The organism is Bradyrhizobium sp. 33ap4 (assembly GCF_032654765.1).
GTDB lineage: Bacteria > Pseudomonadota > Alphaproteobacteria > Rhizobiales > Xanthobacteraceae > Bradyrhizobium > Bradyrhizobium australafricanum.
The window spans coordinates 12,926-30,864 of record NZ_JAUMTJ010000041.1 but is presented as its reverse complement, the minus strand read 5'-3'; the positions used below and the strand labels follow the sequence as shown (position 1 = coordinate 30,864).

The following is a 17,939-nucleotide window of genomic DNA, read 5'->3' as shown; positions in this document are numbered from 1 at the left end:
CGGTATGCCTATATTGGGTCGTGTAGCGGCCGACGCCGCCAATGTTTAGGGACTCCCGTGTTATATCTGGAACTTGCGATCGTGGCGGTCTTGATCGTCGTCAACGGTCTGTTGTCGATGTCGGAGCTCGCGATCGTTTCCTCGCGTCCGGGGCGTCTCGCGGCGCTGGTCGAACGAGGCGTCAGCGGTTCGCGCCGCGCCCTTGCACTGGCCTCCGATCCCGGCAAGTTCCTCTCTACGGTGCAGATCGGCATCACGCTGATCGGCGTGCTGTCGGGCGCCTTCTCGGGCGCAACGCTCGGCCAGCGTTTGACGCAATGGCTGCTTGAGCTCGGCGTGTCCCCAAGTGTCGCCGACGCGGTCGGCGTCGGCCTCGTCGTCGGCGTGATCACCTATGCCTCGCTGATCGTCGGCGAGCTGGTGCCGAAGCAAAGTCGGAGGCCAAGCGGTCTTAGGAAGACAACTATAACACTCAACTCCTTGGCTCACAGAACGACATGGCTACGATCCGACTTCGCTGCCGCTGGTGTGGCTGCTCGACCGTTCCGGCAAGTTGCTGCTGTGGGTGCTCGGCCATCGCGAGGATGCACAGGACCGCGTCAGCGAGGACGAGATCAAGACGCTGGTGGTGGAGGCCGAGAACGCCGGTGTGCTCGAGCCCGGCGAAAAGGAGATGATCGCCGGCGTGATGCGGCTCGGCGATCTGCCGGTCGGCGCCGTGATGACGCCGCGCCACGAGGTCAGCCTGATCGACCTCGCCGCCCCCGCGGCCGAGATCCTGGCGACGCTGCAAAAGAGCAGTCACTCGCGCTGCGTGGTGTTCGACGGCAACCGCGATCACGCGCTCGGCATCGTGCAGGCCAAGGACGTGCTCGATGTCTACCTCGCGGGCCAGACGCCCGACATCCGCGCGCTGACGCGCGATGCACCGATCATTCCGGAGACCGTCGACGCCCGCGACGTGGTCGCGATCCTGCGCGACTCCAGAGTGCATATCGGCCTCGTCCACGACGAGTACGGCACCTTCCAGGGTGTCGTCACCAGCGCCGACATCCTCGAGGCCATCGTCGGTGCCTTCCACACCGAGGAAGGACCGGCCGAGCCTGCCTATGTCCGGCGCGCCGACGGCTCCTATCTGATCTCCGGTTGGATGCCGGCGCTGGAATTCAGCGAGCTGCTCGGCATCACGCTGCCATCGCCGCGGCCCTACCAGACCGCGGCCGGCTTCCTGCTGCATGAATTCGGCGCGATCCCCGATGTCGGCGCGAAAACCGCCGCGCAGGGCTGGGAATTCGAGATCGTCGACCTCGACGGCCGGCGCATCGACAAGGTTTTGGCCAGCAAGCAGCCGGCGGCCTGACATTTGCCACCCGGCCGTCCTGTTGATAAGGGGCAAGACAGCGAAACAGGCCGCCGCGGTGTGCTATCGGCATAGCGGCGGCCCGAGCAATCCCCGAGTAAACCCCACGGAATAGATCCCCATGCGCATTACCCTTGTCGGTTCCCGCCATTTCGGCGTGACGACCCTGAACATGCTGCGCGAACACCACGTCACGCTGGTCAGGGTGGTCGTCCATGACGGCGAGGACCGGCTGGCGGCAGCGGCCAGGGCGGCCGGCATCGAAGTCGTTGTCCAGGCTGATCCCAAGCTGGTGACGGCCGCCGAGATCGCGCCGGACACCGACCTGATCGTGACCGCCCACAGCCATGCCCGGGTCAGCAGGGAGGCGCTTGCCGCGTCCCGGCTCGGCGGCATCGGATACCACCCGTCGCTGCTGCCGCGCCACCGTGGCATCGCCGCGGTGGAGTGGACCATCAAGGAAGGCGATCCGATCGCCGGCGGCAGCATCTATCACCTCGCCGACCGCATGGACGCCGGCGCGATCGCCGCGCAGGACTGGGTGTTCGTCAAGAAAGGCGAGACCGCCCGCGAGCTGTGGGAGCGCGCGCTGGCGCCGCTCGGTTTGCGTCTGCTCGCCCAGGTCATTGACTATGGCAAGGTCAACGGCTCGTTGCCGGCCAAGGTCCAGGATGAGCAGTTTGCTACCAAGGCGCCGAATTTGAGCCCCGGCAAACACTAACCCGAGCAGAGTATATGAATACCTCGTTCGAAAAGCCATGCTCGGATTTTCCGTTCCTGATCCGGAACCGAATTCACCATGATGTGTTTGAGTTCACAGGAACATTTGGGGACTCCCGCGACGCAGCAAATTTTGAACACATTGTGACAGGATAAGCCGCGCCATCACACGAAATTACAGGGATTTGATTCATGCGTTCGATCCGCATTCGCGACCTGATTTTGGTCACTTCGGTCGCTTCGGCTGCTGCCCTCACCGCTGCTCCCGTGTCCGCTCAGCAGCCTTATGACGGGCTTTGGAACGTCACCGTCGTCACCAAGACCGGCAGCTGCGAACCGTCGCAGAGCTCGACCGTGACCGTCGCTGAAGGAAAGATCTCGGCACAGGGCGCGGCGATCTCCGGCACCGTCGGCAGCGGGGGACTTGTGCGAGTCTCGATCAATGGTGCATATGCGAACGGACAACTCAGTGGCAACTCCGGATCGGGGAAGTGGAATGGGGCATCAGCTGGCGTACCATGCAGCGGCCGATGGGAAGCATCCCGTCAGTAAGATCACCAGCCTATCAAGTTTCTTTGCCATCGCGCGGCGGCCAGCATTTGCAGCCGCCGCGTTTTTCGTGACCGCACTCGCAAGTACCACGGGCCATGCCCAGTCCGGCCCGTTCGCCGGCATGGCGGGCACCTGGTCGGGCGCCGGCTCGGTCACGCTGGACGACGGCTCCAGCGAGCGCATCCGCTGCCGGGCGACGTATCACGTCGGCGGGCCCCGGATGACCATGAGCCTCACCTGCGCCAGCGACGCTTACAAGTTCAACCTAGCGGCCGATGTGCAGGCCGAAGGCAGCGTGGTCAGCGGCAATTGGAGCGAGTCCAGCCGCAATGTCAGCGGCTCGTTGCAGGGTCGCGGCGGCGGCGGCAACTTCCAGGTCGTTGCCAGCGCTCCCGGCTTCAACGCCGATATCTCGATGCGCACCACCGGCAACAAGCAGGCCGTTACCATCAGGGCTGACAGCCAGTTCCGCGGCGCCAGCATCACGCTGTCGAAGTAATCGATCCGAACTCCAACCTGGAAAGCCCTCGAGTCATCCCCGAGGGCTTTTTGTTTACGCCCCAGCGGTGCTATGCCGCAGGCACGAATGCGGTGACCTCGATCTCGACCTTGGCGCGCTGATCGACCAGCCCGTCGATATAGAGCAAGGTGGACGGCGGGAAATTGTGCCCGAGCGTCTCCTTCCACGCCGCGCCGATACCGGCGCCCGCGGCCTCATATTCGCTGCGGCTGGTCAGGTACCAGGTCAGGCGGACGATGTGCTCGGGGCCAGCACCGGCCTCATTCAACAGCTTGATGATGCGCTTCAACGCGGTGCCGACCTGGGCGGCCATCTCGGGGGCGTAGTCGCCCTTCTCGTCGCCGCCGGTCTGCCCCGCCAGCACGATCCACTTGCCGGGCGCGTCGAACGCGACACCGTGCGAGAAGCCGCGGGGTTTCGACCATTCGGCCGGTTGCAAGACGCGCATGAGCAGATCCTCCTTTTTGGCGTTCGTCATTCCGGGATGGCTCGCAGAGCCAGACCCGGAATCTCGAGATCCCGGGTTCGCCCGTTTCACGTGCGCCCCGGGATGACAGCGTAGTCGATGCTGCTTAGCAGAGATCGCGTGGGTGACGCATCACCGCGCAGACGGAATTGCGCGTTGCAAATTCATGGCAGCTCGCCGATACCGGGCACCCCTCCTCCGCCGTTCCCCGTCATGGATCGCACGCCCTCAAAGACCCGCGCAGCATTGTGGATGTCCGGCTGGCTCGCGCTGATGCTGATCGTGGCGGTGGCCGGCCGCGAGGCGACGCGCGAGGTCAACGTCTTCCAGCTGATGGCCGTGCGCGGCGTGCTCGGCTTCGCGATGCTCTATCCGCTGATCCACATGAATGGCGGGTTTGCGATCGTGAAGACGGCACGGGTGCACGTCCATATCGTGCGCAACCTGATCCATTTCTGCGCGCAGCTCGGCTGGTTCTTTGCGCTGACATTGATCCCGATCGGCCAGGTGGTCGCGATCGAGTTCACGATGCCGATCTGGACCGCGATCCTTGCGGCGAGCTTTCTCGGCGAGCGGATGACGCTGTGGAAGATCGTCGCGATGGTGCTTGGGCTGGTCGGCGTGTTCGTGATCGTGCGGCCGGCGGCCGGCGCGATCAATCCGGGCCAGCTGATCGCGCTCGCCGCGGCGGTCGGCTTCGGCATCTCGGTCGCCGTGGTCAAGTCGCTGACGCGGACCGAGCAGACGCTGACGATCATGTTCTGGATGCTGGTGGTGCAATCGCTCGCGAGCATCGGGCCTGCGCTCTATGTCTGGACCTGGCCGCCGCTCTCGACCTGGGGCTGGCTCGCCGTGATCGCGTTCTGCGGCACGTTCTCGCACTATTGCATGGCACGCGCCCTGCTCCACGCCGACGCGACTGTCGTGATCCCGATGGATTTCGTCCGCGTGCCGCTGACGGCGATCGCCGGTTGGCTGATCTATGCCGAAAGGCTCGATGTTTACACGGTGCTCGGCGCGGCCATGATCCTGGCCGGCAACCTCATGAACCTGAAACCGACCGCAAGGAAGCCGGCGCGCGCGAGGTGACGCTCGCGCCGCAGCCAGCGCGGCCGCGCCCGCCAGCCAAAGCCCGGGGATCGTCCCGGGCCTCCCGGTTTCGAAAGGTGTTACTTTCCGGCGGCCTTGCGCAGCGCCGCGTTGATGCGGTCCTGCCAGCCGGGGCCGCCCTCCTGGAAATACTCCAGCACGTCCTGATCGATCCGCAGCGTGACCTGCTCGCGGACGCCGGGGACAGCGACGGTCTTTGGCACCGCGTCCGCGACCTTGGTGGTGGCGCGCTTGAACGCCGCCTCGGCTTCGCTGCGCGCATCGTTCAGGGTTCGCGGTCGCCTCGGCTGGTCAGCCATATGCTGGATTCCTGTGTGTCAGATTCCTTCAAACAGTACCGTAGAGAGATAGCGCTCCGAGAATGACGGCACAATCGCCAGAATGGTTTTGCCGGCCGCTTCCGGCCGCTTGCCGATCTGCAAGGCGGCAGCGATCGCGGCACCCGACGAGATACCGCCGGGGATGCCTTCGTTGCGCGCCAGCTCGCGCGCGGTCTCGATCGCGGTCGCACTGTTGACCTTGACGATCTCGTCGATCACGGAGCGGTCGAGGATGTCAGGGATGAAGCCCGCGCCGATGCCCTGGATCTTGTGCGGCGTATGCTGGCCACCCGACAGCACCGGGCTCTCTTCCGGCTCCACCGCGACGACACGCAATGATGGCTTGCGCGGCTTCAGCACCTGGCCAACGCCCGTGATGGTGCCGCCGGTGCCAACGCCGGCAACGAAGTAATCGATGTTGCCGCCGGTGTCGTTCCAGATCTCCTCGGCGGTGGTGCGGCGATGGATCTCGGGATTGGCGAGGTTCTTGAATTGCTGCGGCATGACAGCGTTGGGCGTCGTGCGCACCAATTCCTCCGCGGTCGCGATCGAGCCCTTCATGCCCTGCGCGGCCGGGGTCAGCACAATCTCCGCGCCGAAAAAGGCCAGCATCCGCCGCCGCTCGATCGACATCGATTCCGGCATGACGAGCTTGAGCCGATAGCCGCGCGAGGCCGCGACATAGGCAAGCGCAATCCCGGTGTTGCCCGAGGTCGGCTCGATCAGCACGGTGTCGGCGTTGATGATGCCGGCCTTCTCCATCGCCACGATCATCGCCGCGCCGATGCGGTCTTTCACGCTGGCTGCCGGATTGAAGTATTCCAGCTTGGCGAGGATCGTCGCGTTGACGCCAGCCGCCTGCGGCAATCTGCGCAGCCGCACGATCGGCGTAGAGCCGATCGCATCGACGATGGAGTCAAAGACGCGGCCGCGTCCGGGTTGCACTGCACTCGTTGTCGACGGCGCGTCCATCAAGCGGCTCCTGTAGCGGATGTGCTGGGAATATGCGGTCTTGTCTCATTAGAAGCAGCGCACCATGGCACGCAAGTGAGAAACCGCCGCAGCGCGAATTCGTTGCATCGCAAAATAGAACCTGCGCAAATAACGTAAAACCTACGCATTTGTGTTGCGACAAGGTCAAACAAATGGGTTTATATACTTTCGTCAGGTGCAGCTCAGAACGCAAAGGAGGTCACATGCCAGCTCTCGCTGAAGTTCTGTCGACCACAGCGTCCAGGCCCGATCCGCGCGGCTGCGATTTGCCGACCTGTCCGGTGTGTGCGGACTCCATGGTGGCGGCGGAAGCCTCCGCGTACCTGTTCGACAATTTGATCAGCTATCTCTGGACCTGCGACAACTGCGGTTACGGGTTCGTTACCAAACACGCGGTGAAACCGATCGTGTGCAACTGATCACACAGCTCATCTTGGAGCGATGTCACCGCGCGCCCAACCGGCGCGCGTTTTCGTTCTGAAGTCCTCGAACGTGCCGTTCGCCACCGCATCGCGGATGCCCTGCATCAGCTGCTGGTAGTAGGCGACGTTGATTTCGGACAGCAGCATTGCCCCAAGTGTTTCGCCTGATCGAACCAGGTGATGCAGATAGGCACGCGAATAGCCGCTCGCCGCCGGCCACGGGCTCTCTTCATCGAGCGGGCGCGGATCGTCGACGTGCCGGGCGTTGCGCAAATTGATCTGCCCGAAGCGGGTGAACGCCATGCCGTGGCGTCCGTTCCGTGTCGGCATCACACAGTCGAACATGTCGACGCCGCGCGCTACCGCCTCGAGGATGTCCTCCGGCGTGCCGACGCCCATCAGATAACGCGGCCGATCGACCGGGAGCGCCGGCGCGGTCTCCTCGATCATCGCCAGCATCACCGCCTGCGGCTCGCCGACCGCGAGCCCTCCGATCGCGCAACCGTGAAAGCCGATGTCGGTCAGCCCGCGCGCGCTGGCGTGCCGCAGATCCGGCACGTCGCCGCCCTGCACGATGCCGAACAGCATGTAGCCGTCAGGCGCCGCCTCAAACGCGCGCTTGGAGCGTTCAGCCCAGCGCAGCGACAACTGCATCGCGCGCTCGATGTCGGCGCGCTCCGCCGGCAGCCGGACGCATTCGTCCATCTGCATGGCGATATCGGACCCGAGCAGCCGCTGCACCTCAATCGAGCGCTCCGGCGACAGCTCGACCTTGGTGCCGTCGATATGCGAGCGGAAGGTCACGGCCTTCTCGGTCACCTTACGCAGCTCCGACAGCGACATCACCTGGAAGCCGCCGGAATCCGTCAACATCGGGCCGCCCCAGCCGGTGAAGCGCTGCAGGCCGCCAAGCCCGGCAATGCGCTCGGCGCCCGGGCGCAGCATCAGGTGATAGGTGTTGCCGAGCACGATATCGGCGCCCGCATCGCGCACCTCGCGCCAATGCATGCCCTTCATCGCGCCCGCGGTGCCGACCGGCATGAAGGCGGGCGTCCGCACGAGGCCGTGCGGCGTGGTCAGGCGCCCGGTGCGGGCGGCGCCGTCGGTCGCCAGCAGCTCGAAATGATTGGGAAGAGTCATGCGGCTGCTTATTGCGTGTCGCCGGTGCCCGATCAACCCGTCGGATAGCGGCCCTCGCGCGACTTCGTGAACACGGACAACCGGCCGGACGCTTGCCTTGCATCATCAGCCCCGTTAAACAAAACGAAACAGTATCGTTTTATGACGACAATCTGGCAACCGGCTTCCCGCAGCGACGTCGATCCGAGAACGTGACTGGCAGAGATGGTCTTACCCCCTAGCATCCAGCGCGCCGGCGCCGGCCTTTGGATGACGGCCGCCCGCGCGATCCGGCAAGCGATCCTGCTGTGCGGCCTCGCCTTGGCGCTTTCGGCCTGCAGCTCGCTGCCGCGGATGCCCTACACGGCCGCCGACGCCGCCAATTCGCGGGTGCTCGACCTCAACGGGCTGCGCCGCTATGCCGACGAGCCGGCGTCAAAATTCAAGCTCGAGAAGAGCGACCTCGCCCCGATCAAGACCTACCTCGCCCTCTCCGGCGGCGGTGCCGACGGCGCCTATGGCGTGGGCGTCCTCAACGGCTGGACCGCGGCCGGCAACCGTCCGGCCTTTTCAGTCGTCTCCGGCGTCAGCACCGGCGGGCTGATTGCGCCCTTTGCCTTCCTTGGCCCGCGCTACGACGACACGCTGAAGGAGGTCAACACCTCGGGCATCGCGGAAAGCCTGCTGCAGGATCCGAGCCTGATGCGGGTGCTGTTCGGCTCCGGGCTGTTCGGCAACAAGCGGCTGCGCGAACTGGTGGCGCGTTACGTCGGTCCGGAGATCCTGAGCGAGGTGGCGCGCGAAAACGCCAAGGGCCGAAAGCTCCTGATCGTCACCACCGATCTCGACACCCAGCGCACGGTGATCTGGGACATGGGGCGAATCGCCGCTGTCGGAACGCCCGAGGCGCTGCAGCTGTTTCGCGACGTGATGGCCGCGTCCGCCAGCATCCCGCTGGTGTTTCCGCCGATCATGATCGACGCCGAAGGCCAGGGCCGCCGGTTCCAGGAGATGCATGTCGACGGCGGCGTGACCGCGCCGGTGCTGACATTGCCGGATGCGCTGCTGTTCCGCGAGCGCGGCTGGCCCGCCAACAGCCGCATGAACATCTACATCCTCGTCAACAAGAAGCTCGAGGGCAACTTCGAGCTGGTCTCGAACTCGACGATCGAGGTCGCCTCCCGCAGCATTTCCGCGATCACGCAGGCGCAGACACGCTCCGTGATCCTCTCGACCTATGACTTCGCCCGGCGCAACCGGCTGGGTTTCCATCTGTCCTACATCGAGCGCGGCTATCCGGCGCCGGAAACGCAGGGCTTCGACACCGCCTATATGCGCGCGCTGTACCAGTACGGATACGACAAGGCCGCCGCCGGGCAGGCCTGGACTGCGACGCCCCCTTAAGCGGCCTGCTCCCGGTACCGCCGAATGGACGAATCCGCACGGCGCGGGTTATAGACCGGACAGACCCGTCCGATGCACAACGAGATGAATGGGCAAATGGGATTGACGGCAACCAAGGCCAAGGTGGCCAAGCGCGGCGTGATCAAGTCACGCGGCGGCCGGCCGACGCGGGACGCTGCGATCGAGCGCGACCAGCGGCTGATCGAGGTCGCCACCCGCCTGTTCCTCGAGCGCGGCTTCGATGCGACGTCGATCGACGCGGTGGCCGAGGCCGCCCGCGTCAGCAAGCCCACCGTCTACGGTCAGTATGGCGACAAGCGCGGCCTGTTCGCCGCGGTGCTCCGCCGCGAGATCGCCCGCTGGCTTGCCCCGCTCGCCGCCGCGGCAGCCGAAGCGCAGGCCGGCGGCAACTGCGACGGTTCGGTCGAGGAACGGCTGACCGAGCTCGGACGCCAGCTATTGGTGCTGAATTGCAGCGCCGACTCCATCGCTTTCAGCCGGATCCTGACCGCGCAGGCAATCAATTTCCCCGAGGTCGCCAAGCTTGCCGTCGACGAGGGCTGGTCGAAACCGGTGTCCACCACGGCGGATTTCTTCGACCATCTGGTCGATAAAGGCGTTCTCGATCTCGAGGACACCACAATCGCCGCCGAGACATTTCTCAACATGGTGGTCGGCCACACCCACCGGATGGCAACATTCGGAATTCCGATCGACATGAAGACCGCCGAGACCCGGATGGAAGTCTCGATCCGGCTGTTTCTCGCCGGCGCCGTCGGGCCGCAGGACCGGCTTCGCGATGCGGCCAAAGAGGCGATCAAGGAAGCGACGAAGGCGCGCCGCCGCCCGGCCCGCTGACAGTTTTAGGATCGTTGCATCGCCTCACACGTTGTCGTGATGAGCCTTGAAGGAAACAGAACGAAACCGTATTGTTTAGTTGCAATGAGACGCGAAACCCAAGTTCAGCCCCCCAACGGTTTCGTGTCGCCGATCGTCAGGACGGAGCTGCCGCCATCGCTCCGTCTGAACGTTCGGCGGCCGACCTCTGACTAACAAAGGTCGGCCGCACTTTCTCTGCCCGGGCGGCGGTTCAACGCGACGGATGCGACCATGACGACGGGACGATTACACGCACTGCGGCATTGGGCATTCGGCACGCGGCTGCTGGCAACCGCGCTCATTGCCCTGCCCTTCGCGACGCCGGCGCACGCGATCACGAGCTCAACGGCTGCAGCGCTTACCCCGCAGGATAACGACACCGCGCTCGATGCGCACACGGTTCGCCGCGAGCTCGACAGCTTCCAGGCGGCCCAGATCTCGCTGCGCAAGGCGATGGCGATTGCGGAGGCGCTGCATTCCGGTTCGATAACCGCCGACATCAGCTTCGACGGCGCGTCGGAGCCTGCGGTCTACCGGGTCAAGACCATGCAGCAGGACCGCATCTGGCGGCACGCCATTGACGCGGCGACCGGCGAAGTGGTGGGTGGCGAGGCCGCCGCGCCGCTGAAGTCGCTCGGCACCGAAGACCGTGACAACCTCGCCGTGCTGAGGGCGCTCCGGCATCGCCTCGCCGACGCCGTGCGGGTGGCCGAGCGCACGACCTCCGGAAAGGCGATCAGTGGTGGCCTGATGCGCGAACGCGGCAAGCTCAATTTCGTTATCGTCGTGCTCGCCGGCAGCGACCTGAAAGAGGTGATCCTCGAACCGCCCGGCGCGCGCAGGCCCTGAGGCCGGCGCGGCACTCGCCAAGTTTTCTCTCGCCAAGTTTTCGCCCAAAAGCCGTTGACGGACGCCGATCTGTCCCGCATAAGTCCGCTCCATGATCACCGCGACCAAACGCACCAGCAAAACCACCAAGCCCTCCGGGGCCTCGGGAGGCGTGCGCGCGTAGTCGGTCGAACCGCATCATCTCTACCCGAAGCCCCGCCTGATGAAGGTCCGGGGCTTTTTTGTTGCCTGAAATACAACTCGAATGGAGGACAAAGTGAGTAACGATCCCGTCGTCGCGATTGTCGGCGTCACCGGTGCCGTCGGCGCCGAATTCATCGCCACCATGGACAAGCGCGGCTTCCGCGTCGGCAAGCTGAAGGCGCTGGCGAGCGCCCGCTCGGCCGGCAAGACCATCAGCTTCCGCGGCAAGCCGATCGTGATCGAGGAACTGACCGAGCGCGCCTTCGAGGGCGTCGACATCGCGCTGTTCTCGGCCGGCAGCGGCATCTCCAGGAAGTTCGCGCCGCTTGCGGTGAAGTCCGGCGCCGTCGTGGTCGACAATTCCTCGGCGTTCCGGATGGATCCGAACGTGCCGCTGGTGATCCCCGAGATCAACGCCAACCGCATCCGCGACCACAAGGGCATCATCGCCAACCCGAACTGCGCCGCCATCACCGCGCTGGTGCCGCTGTGGCCGATCCACCAGAAGAACCGCATCAAGCGCGTGATCATCTCGACCTACCAGGCCGCGAGCGGCGCCGGCGCAGCTGCGATGGAGGAGCTCGTCGAGTCCACCCGCGCCAATCTTAACGGACAGGTCTACACCCCGAAGGTGATGCCGCACCCCTACGCCTTCAACCTGTTCAACCACAACACGGCGATCGATCCGGAGACCGGCTACAACGACGAGGAGACCAAGGTCATCAAGGAGACCCACAAGATCTTCGAGGACGAGAAGATCGCGGTCGGCGTTACCTGCGTGCGGGTGCCTGTGCTGCGCGCGCATTGCGAGTCGATCACCTTCGAATGCGAAAAGCCGATCACCGAGGACCAGGTGCGCGCGATGATGGCGCAGGCGCCGGGCGTCAAGGTCGTCGACGATCGCGCCAAGAACTACTTCCCGATGCCGATCGACGCCTCCGGCCAGGACGACGTGCTGGTCGGCCGCATCCGCAAGGATCTCAGCGACCCCAGCGGTCACTCGATCTCGATGTTCGTCGCGGCCGATCAGCTGCTCAAGGGCGCCGCCCTCAACGCGGTGCAGATCGCCGAGCTGCTGCCCGAACGCGCGATGGCGTGAATGCAAGAACCGTCATCCCCGCGCAATGGCGCAGCCATTGTCGCTGGAGGAGCCCGCGCGGCGGGCGTCTCGAAGGATGCATCGGCCCCAGTCGGGCCGTCGCCCTTCGAGGGCCGCTGAAGAAGCGGCCGCCTCAGGGTGACGGTGAAGCAACCGTGCTTGCGGAGCTAGCCTCGCGCGCGAAACAGCAAACACGCATCGCCATACGAATAGAACCGGTAGCCGTCCCTGATCGCATGCGCGTAGGCGCCCTGCATCGTCTCGAGGCCGGAGAAGGCCGAGACCAGCATGAACAGCGTCGAGCGCGGCAGATGGAAGTTGGTCAGCAAAATATCGACCGCGCGGAAGCGGTAGCCCGGCGTGATGAAGATCGAGGTTTCCGCCGCAAACGGCTCGATGGTGCCGTCGGCACTGGCGGCACTTTCCAGCAGGCGCAGCGACGTGGTGCCGATCGCGACGATCCGGCCGCCTTTTGCGCGCGCGGCATTCAAGGCGGAAGCGGTCTCGGCGGTGATGCAGCCCCACTCGGCATGCATCTTGTGCTCCGAGGTCTCCTCGGTCTTCACCGGCAGGAAGGTCCCTGCCCCGACATGCAGCGTCAGGCGGTGCAGCTCGACGCCGCGGCTCTTCAGCGCGGCCTCCAAGGCCCGCGTGAAATGCAGCCCCGCCGTGGGCGCTGCGACCGCGCCCTCATTGGCGGCGAACATGGTCTGGTAGTCGCTGACGTCCCTCTCGTCAGGCGTGCGTTTGGAGGCGATGTAGGGCGGCAGCGGCGTGGCGCCGACATCGGCGATCGCCTGGTCGAGCACCGGACCATGGAACGAGAATGACAGCGTCACCTCGCCCTCCTGCCCCTTGGCCTCGACCTCTGCATCGAGATTGCCGAGCAGGCACACCCTGCCCTCATTGCCGAAGCGGATGGTGTCGCCGGGGCTGAGCTTCTTCGCCGGCTTCACCAGCGCCTGCCAGCGCGAGCCGTCGAGCCGCTTGATCAAGGTCGCCTCGATCTTCGGTTCGGTGTCGCGCCCGATCCGGCGGCCCTTGAGTTGCGCCGCGATCACCTTGGTGTCGTTGACGACGATCTGATCACCCGGCTCCAGCCACTGCGGCAGGTCGGCGATCGCGGCGTCGCGCAGCACGCCGCCCGGATGCACCACCAGCATCCGCGCGGCATCGCGCGGGCTCGCGGGGCGAAGCGCGATGCTTTCCGGGGGCAGTTCGAAGTCGAAGAGGTCGGTGCGCATGGCGGTGACTAATACTTCAGCGCCGTCATTCCGGGGCACGCGAAGCGTGAACCCGGAATCTCGGGATTCCGGGTTCGATGCTGCGCCCGGAATGACGGAGTGTTTGACTTACGCCGCGTCGGCAGCCATGCGCGCCTTGACGATCTTGTCCGGATCCTTCACCGGCTCGCCGCGCTTGATCTTGTCGACGTTCTCCATGCCCTCGGTGACCTTGCCCCAGACGGTGTACTGGCCGTTGAGGAACGAGGCGTCGTCGAAGCAGATGAAGAACTGGCTGTCGCCGGAATCCGGATTGGCGGCGCGGGCCATCGAGGCGGTGCCGCGGACATGCGGCTCCTTGTTGAATTCGGCCTTCAGCTTCTTGCCGGAGCCGCCCATGCCGGTGCCCTGCGGGCAGCCGGTCTGCGCCATGAAGCCGTCGATCACGCGGTGGAATACGATGCCGTCGTAGAAGCCCTCGCGCACCAGCTCCTTGATCCGCGCGACGTGGCCGGGCGCGAGATCCGGGCGCATCTCGATCGTGACCGGGCCCTGCGTGGTTTCGAGGATCAGAGTATTTTCGGTAGCAGCCATGCTCGCTTCTCCTGGCTTCGGGGTGGATACTTCTTATTCCTGAACGGGATCGCGAATGGGCGGCCGGCGACTGCGCCGCCCAGGCTCTCGGTAAATGGCAACGGCGTGCAGCGTTGCAACGTCTCCATCACCGCGATCCGGTATGCAATCCGGTCGTTGTCGGTCGCCTCCTGCGATTCATAGCTGATCCTGGGATGCCCGAGGATCGCGCCCTCGCGGTTGAAGCTGACAATGACGGTGATGTCGATCTGGCCGGCCTTGTCTGCCGGCGGCGGCCGCCAGCAGCGGTGGATGGCAAGAACAACGTCCTTGATCGTATTGAGTTGCTCCGGCTCGGCCTGCACCGGTACGGTCAGCGTCAGGCAAACCAGCGGCGCGGCGAACCAGGCGAGTGGTTTGCAGCGCGCCGCCATGCGGATCACTTGATGTCGGATGCGACCTGCACCTTCACCATCTTGTCGGGATCGGTGACGGCTCCGCCAGGAGAGCCCGCAGACGCCTTCTTCAGCTTGTCGACCACGTCCATGCCCTGTACCACCTCGCCGATCACGGTGTACTGGCCATTCAGGCTCGGCCCGTCGGCGAACATGATGAAGAACTGCGAATTGGCGCTGTCGACGCTGTCGCCGCGCCGGGCCATGCCGACGATGCCGCGCTTGAACGGGACCTGGGAGAATTCCTGCTTCAGGTTCGGATATTTCGAGCCGCCGGTGCCGTTGAAGTTCTGGCCGTCGCCGGTCTGCGCCATGAAGCCGTCCATTACGCGATGGAACGGCACGTTGTTGTAGAAGCCCTCGCGCGCCAGCTGCTTAATGCGCTCGGCATGCTTGGGCGCGATATCGGTGCGCAGCTTGATGACGATGCGGCCCTTGGTGGTGTCGATCACGATCGCATCGGCCTTGTCGAGATTGGCCGGCAGCGGCTGCGCGACCGCGGGCACGACGCAGAGCAGCGCAGCAACGAATGCAAGAATGCGGATCATGGCAACTCCGGAGCTTTAACGTTGGGGTGTGGCAGGCCGCCGGGATCAGCCGGCGAACTTGGCCTTCAGGCTAGCTGCGACTGATGACGGCACGAATGAAGAGAAGTCGCCGCCCATCTGGGCGATTTGGCGCACCAGTGTGGCGGTGATCGGGCGGACCGCAACCGACGCCGGAACGAACACGGTATGCACCTCGGGCGCCATCGCCTCGTTCATGCCGGCAAGCTGCATCTCGTAATCGAGATCGGTGCCGTCGCGCAGGCCGCGAATCATCAGCGTGGCCTTGGCCGCGCGGGCCGCCGCGACCGTGAGATTGTCATAGAACGCGCTCTCGAAGGCGCAGCCTGCCTGCTGGGCGATGGGGCCGAACACCTCATGGACCATGGCCAGCCGTTCCTCGGTGGAAAACAGCGGCCTCTTGCCGGGATGGACGCCAATGGCGACGATCAGGCGGTCGCAAAGGAAGACGGCCTGTTTCACCACGTCCAGATGGCCGTTGGTGACGGGATCGAAGGAGCCAGGATAGATCGCGATACGGGACATGGTCCCTCCTAACCCGCCCGGCTCTCCCCGGCAAGCCGCCTGGGTTCCATTGCTTGCTTTCCAGTCGTCCAGTGAACGAGTCCTGGGATGCCAGCGTCTACGGGGGTGAATGTTTCGTCGGCCGTTGGCGGACGAAACAAAACCGGCCGCGACGAAACCATTTCCCGCGGTGGCGAAGACACCAGGAAACGTGCTGCCGGTAGACATTGGACAACGAAACGACGGGCCCGGGCGGCCCGATCAACTGGGGACCGTCATGATCAAGGCACTTTCCGCCATCGCTGTTGCCGCGTTCATTGCCGCCGCGCTCACCGTGCTGCCGGGCTTTGCGCCGCAGGTCGAAGCCTCCACCCCGCAGCCGCTGGCCAAGAGCGACCGTCTTGACGTCCACCCGGTCGGCAAGGACTGCTCGCAGCAGGCCTGGCCGAATTTCGAGGCCGCGTGCCTGCGCAGCGCCGGCAACAAGACAGTGGTTCGTGAAGCCCGCCTGGTCACCGCCGACCGTACCCCGTAGCCCGTAGTCGAGCGACGTCCCTCGTCAGCCTGGCGTAAGGTCAGGCCGTCACACAAAACCCAATGGTAATTTGCGACGTCCCGTCGCAGACTATCGTCTAAGGCGCCCGGCCGGATGACCCGGCGCGCGCAAGACATCGGGGGATTGCCGTGACGAGTACGCCCGCCATCGTTTCTTCTGGCCACCCCCCGTCCAGTCCGATCCCGGTTGCCGTCACGCTCGGTGCCCTGGGCGTCGTCTATGGCGACATCGGCACCAGCCCCCTCTACGCCCTGAAGGAAGCCGCCAAGGCCGCCACCCATGGCGGTCCGCTCACCGAGAGCGCGGTGCTCGGCGTGGTCTCGCTGATCCTGTGGGCGCTGATTCTGATCATCTCGATCAAATACGCGATGCTGATCCTGCGCGCCGACAACCGCGGCGAAGGCGGCATCGTCGCGCTCTTGGCGCTGCTCTCGGCGCGCAACGCGGCGCCCGGCACCTGGCGCGCCCATCTTCTGGTGGTCGGCCTGATCGGCGCCGCCCTGCTCTATGGCGACGGCGCCATCACCCCGGCCATCTCGGTGCTGTCGGCGATCGAGGGCCTCAAGGTCGACGCGCCCTCGCTGACCCCTGCGGTGGTGCCGATCACCGTCGTGATCCTGATCGGCCTGTTCATGATGCAGAAGCAGGGCACCGGCTTCATCGGGAGGATCTTCGGTCCGGTGATGCTGTTCTGGTTCGCCGTGCTGGCAGCGCTCGGCATTCACGGCATCGTCAAGGCGCCCGGCGTGCTGGTTGCGCTGAGCCCGCTCTATGCATTCGATTTCCTGATCCATCAGGATTTCCACGTCAGCTTCGCCATCCTTGGCGCCGCCTTCCTCGCGGTGACCGGCGGTGAGGCGATGTATGCCGACATGGGGCATTTCGGCCGCTTTCCGATCCGGCTCGCCTGGTTCGCCGTCTGCCTGCCCGCTCTGGTGCTGAACTATTTCGGCCAGGCCGCGCTGTTGATCACCGATCCGACCGCGATCGAAAACCCGTTCTTCCAGCTCTCACCGGACTGGTCGCATTACCCGCTCGTGCTGCTCGCGACCATTGCCACCGTGATTGCCTCGCAGGCCATCATCTCGGGTGTGTTCTCGCTGACCCAGCAATCGATCCAGCTCGGCTTCCTGCCGCGCATGCACATCGAGCACACCACGAGCGATGCGATCGGGCAGATCTACGTGCCGCTGGTGAACTGGATGCTTGCGGCGGGGACACTCGGCGCGGTGCTCGCCTTCGGCACCTCGGACGCGCTCGCCGGCGCCTACGGCATCGCAGTGTCGCTGTTGATGGCGATCACCACGCTGCTTGCAGCGCTGGTCGCGATCCAGTGGGGCTATTCGCCGATCATCGTGATCGCGGTGAACGGCTTCTTCTTCATCATCGACGCGATCTTCTTTGCGGCGAACTCGACCAAGCTGTTCGAAGGCGGCTGGTTCCCGCTGCTGCTCGCCGCTGCGGTGGCCTTCCTGATGCTGACCTGGCGCGGCGGCGTGAAACTGGTCGAGACGGCGCGCAGCAAGCTGCGTCAGCCGGAAGAAGATCTGATCGAGACCGCGGTCAACAAGTGCCACAGCCGGCTGCCGGGCACCGCCATATTCCTCGCCTCCGCCCCTAACGGCGTGCCGCTTGCCTTGACCCAGTTCGTCAAGCACAACCACGTGCTGCACCAGCGCGTGCTGCTGGTCACCGTACAGATCGAGGAATCCCCCCGCATCCCGGACGAGGATCGCGTGGTGGTTCACGACGTCACCCCGGGCATCATCCGCGTCATCCTGCGTTACGGCTTCATGCAATATCCCACCGTTTACGAAGGGCTAAAGCTCGCCTGTCGTCAGGGCAAACTGCCCGGTCTGCGTCTGACCGATGTGACCTACTACATCGGCCGCGAGACCATCATCCCGCGGGAAGACATTCCGGGCATGTGGGTATGGCGGGAATCGCTGTTCGCGTTCCTGCAGCGCAACGCCGAACGGTCGGCGGCGTTCTTCGGCGTGCCGACCGGACAGGTCGTGGAATTCGGGACGGAGATCGAGATCTAGTCCCACAGCCCGGATGCGGAC

At 65.1% G+C, this 17,939-nt stretch carries 20 protein-coding genes and 1 pseudogene; 12 read left to right on the top strand and 9 right to left on the bottom strand.

The window, feature by feature from the left end:
* The first annotated feature begins 57 nt into the window (after positions 1 to 57).
* From Q2M23_RS28280 to Q2M23_RS28265, 4 genes and pseudogenes are all read left to right on the top strand, one after another.
* A pseudogene (locus Q2M23_RS28280) lies at positions 58 to 1,360 on the top strand (hemolysin family protein).
* 121 nt (positions 1,361 to 1,481) lie between these two features.
* Complete coding sequence (locus Q2M23_RS28275) at positions 1,482 to 2,081, top strand: formyltransferase family protein (protein WP_018271570.1); 600 nt, start codon at positions 1,482 to 1,484, stop codon at positions 2,079 to 2,081.
* A gap of 191 nt (positions 2,082 to 2,272) precedes the next feature.
* Positions 2,273 to 2,632, top strand: coding sequence for a hypothetical protein (locus tag Q2M23_RS28270; protein ID WP_076828571.1), 360 nt, complete (start codon positions 2,273 to 2,275; stop codon positions 2,630 to 2,632).
* The gene (locus Q2M23_RS28265; RefSeq protein WP_076828573.1) at positions 2,577 to 3,131 is read left to right on the top strand and encodes a hypothetical protein; all 555 of its coding nucleotides are present in this window, start codon (positions 2,577 to 2,579) and stop codon (positions 3,129 to 3,131) included. Before Q2M23_RS28270 ends, Q2M23_RS28265 begins: the two co-directional genes overlap by 56 nt.
* Positions 3,132 to 3,201: 70 nt before the next feature.
* On the opposite strand, the gene Q2M23_RS28260 is transcribed toward Q2M23_RS28265, so the two are convergent.
* Positions 3,202 to 3,600, bottom strand: coding sequence for a RidA family protein (locus Q2M23_RS28260; protein WP_316397752.1), 399 nt, complete (start codon positions 3,598 to 3,600; stop codon positions 3,202 to 3,204).
* A 231-nt stretch (positions 3,601 to 3,831) separates the two neighbouring features.
* Between Q2M23_RS28260 and Q2M23_RS28255 the strand changes: the two genes are divergently transcribed.
* The gene (locus Q2M23_RS28255) at positions 3,832 to 4,707 is read left to right on the top strand and encodes a DMT family transporter (protein ID WP_057018494.1); all 876 of its coding nucleotides are present in this window, start codon (positions 3,832 to 3,834) and stop codon (positions 4,705 to 4,707) included.
* Positions 4,708 to 4,787: 80 nt separating this feature from the next.
* On the opposite strand, the gene Q2M23_RS28250 is transcribed toward Q2M23_RS28255, so the two are convergent.
* A complete protein-coding gene (locus Q2M23_RS28250; RefSeq protein WP_050400483.1) occupies positions 4,788 to 5,027 on the bottom strand; it encodes a BrnA antitoxin family protein in 240 nt (79 codons plus the stop codon).
* 18 nt (positions 5,028 to 5,045) lie between these two features.
* Positions 5,046 to 6,020 (bottom strand): cysteine synthase A, encoded by a 975-nt coding sequence (cysK, locus tag Q2M23_RS28245; protein ID WP_316397751.1) that lies wholly within the window; start codon positions 6,018 to 6,020, stop codon positions 5,046 to 5,048.
* Positions 6,021 to 6,244: 224 nt separating this feature from the next.
* On the opposite strand from cysK, the gene Q2M23_RS28240 reads away from it, so the two are divergent.
* Complete coding sequence (locus tag Q2M23_RS28240; RefSeq protein ID WP_028332087.1) at positions 6,245 to 6,460, top strand: hypothetical protein; 216 nt, start codon at positions 6,245 to 6,247, stop codon at positions 6,458 to 6,460.
* A gap of 9 nt (positions 6,461 to 6,469) precedes the next feature.
* Here Q2M23_RS28240 and tgt read toward each other — a convergent pair whose 3' ends face one another.
* A complete protein-coding gene (gene tgt / locus Q2M23_RS28235) occupies positions 6,470 to 7,603 on the bottom strand; it encodes a tRNA guanosine(34) transglycosylase Tgt (RefSeq protein ID WP_316397750.1) in 1,134 nt (377 codons plus the stop codon).
* Between the two features lie 249 nt (positions 7,604 to 7,852).
* On the opposite strand from tgt, the gene Q2M23_RS28230 reads away from it, so the two are divergent.
* The 4 genes from Q2M23_RS28230 to Q2M23_RS28215 all read left to right on the top strand — a co-directional run bounded on the left by Q2M23_RS28230 (position 7,853) and on the right by Q2M23_RS28215 (position 11,996).
* Positions 7,853 to 8,986: a patatin-like phospholipase family protein gene (locus Q2M23_RS28230; protein ID WP_316397777.1), complete on the top strand. Its 1,134-nt coding sequence runs from the start codon at positions 7,853 to 7,855 to the stop codon at positions 8,984 to 8,986.
* 96 nt (positions 8,987 to 9,082) lie between these two features.
* The gene (locus Q2M23_RS28225; protein ID WP_316397749.1) at positions 9,083 to 9,844 is read left to right on the top strand and encodes a TetR/AcrR family transcriptional regulator; all 762 of its coding nucleotides are present in this window, start codon (positions 9,083 to 9,085) and stop codon (positions 9,842 to 9,844) included.
* A gap of 252 nt (positions 9,845 to 10,096) precedes the next feature.
* A complete protein-coding gene (locus Q2M23_RS28220; RefSeq protein ID WP_316397748.1) occupies positions 10,097 to 10,714 on the top strand; it encodes a PepSY domain-containing protein in 618 nt (205 codons plus the stop codon).
* Positions 10,715 to 10,958: 244 nt separating this feature from the next.
* Complete coding sequence (locus Q2M23_RS28215) at positions 10,959 to 11,996, top strand: aspartate-semialdehyde dehydrogenase (RefSeq protein ID WP_057018500.1); 1,038 nt, start codon at positions 10,959 to 10,961, stop codon at positions 11,994 to 11,996.
* Positions 11,997 to 12,163: 167 nt separating this feature from the next.
* On the opposite strand, the gene queA is transcribed toward Q2M23_RS28215, so the two are convergent.
* From queA to coaD, 5 genes are all read right to left on the bottom strand, one after another.
* Positions 12,164 to 13,240, bottom strand: a complete 1,077-nt coding sequence (gene queA / locus Q2M23_RS28210; protein WP_316397747.1) for a tRNA preQ1(34) S-adenosylmethionine ribosyltransferase-isomerase QueA — start codon at positions 13,238 to 13,240, stop codon at positions 12,164 to 12,166.
* A gap of 108 nt (positions 13,241 to 13,348) precedes the next feature.
* On the bottom strand, positions 13,349 to 13,813 hold the full coding sequence (locus tag Q2M23_RS28205; protein WP_016846097.1) for a peptidylprolyl isomerase: 465 nt from the start codon (positions 13,811 to 13,813) through the stop codon (positions 13,349 to 13,351).
* Positions 13,789 to 14,226, bottom strand: coding sequence for a hypothetical protein (locus tag Q2M23_RS28200; protein ID WP_168858294.1), 438 nt, complete (start codon positions 14,224 to 14,226; stop codon positions 13,789 to 13,791). The genes Q2M23_RS28205 and Q2M23_RS28200 overlap by 25 nt, the downstream gene beginning before the upstream one ends.
* A gap of 5 nt (positions 14,227 to 14,231) precedes the next feature.
* Positions 14,232 to 14,795, bottom strand: a complete 564-nt coding sequence (locus tag Q2M23_RS28195; protein ID WP_028332096.1) for a peptidylprolyl isomerase — start codon at positions 14,793 to 14,795, stop codon at positions 14,232 to 14,234.
* Positions 14,796 to 14,840: 45 nt separating this feature from the next.
* On the bottom strand, positions 14,841 to 15,338 hold the full coding sequence (gene coaD, locus Q2M23_RS28190; RefSeq protein WP_316397746.1) for a pantetheine-phosphate adenylyltransferase: 498 nt from the start codon (positions 15,336 to 15,338) through the stop codon (positions 14,841 to 14,843).
* Between the two features lie 256 nt (positions 15,339 to 15,594).
* Here coaD and Q2M23_RS28185 point away from each other — a divergent pair, with 256 nt between their 5' ends.
* Positions 15,595 to 15,852 carry a hypothetical protein gene (locus tag Q2M23_RS28185; protein WP_057018505.1) on the top strand — a complete coding sequence of 86 codons (258 nt, stop codon included), beginning with the start codon at positions 15,595 to 15,597 and terminating at the stop codon, positions 15,850 to 15,852.
* 167 nt (positions 15,853 to 16,019) lie between these two features.
* Positions 16,020 to 17,918, top strand: coding sequence for a potassium transporter Kup (locus tag Q2M23_RS28180; RefSeq protein ID WP_410469775.1), 1,899 nt, complete (start codon positions 16,020 to 16,022; stop codon positions 17,916 to 17,918).
* The last annotated feature ends 21 nt before the right edge of the window (positions 17,919 to 17,939 follow it).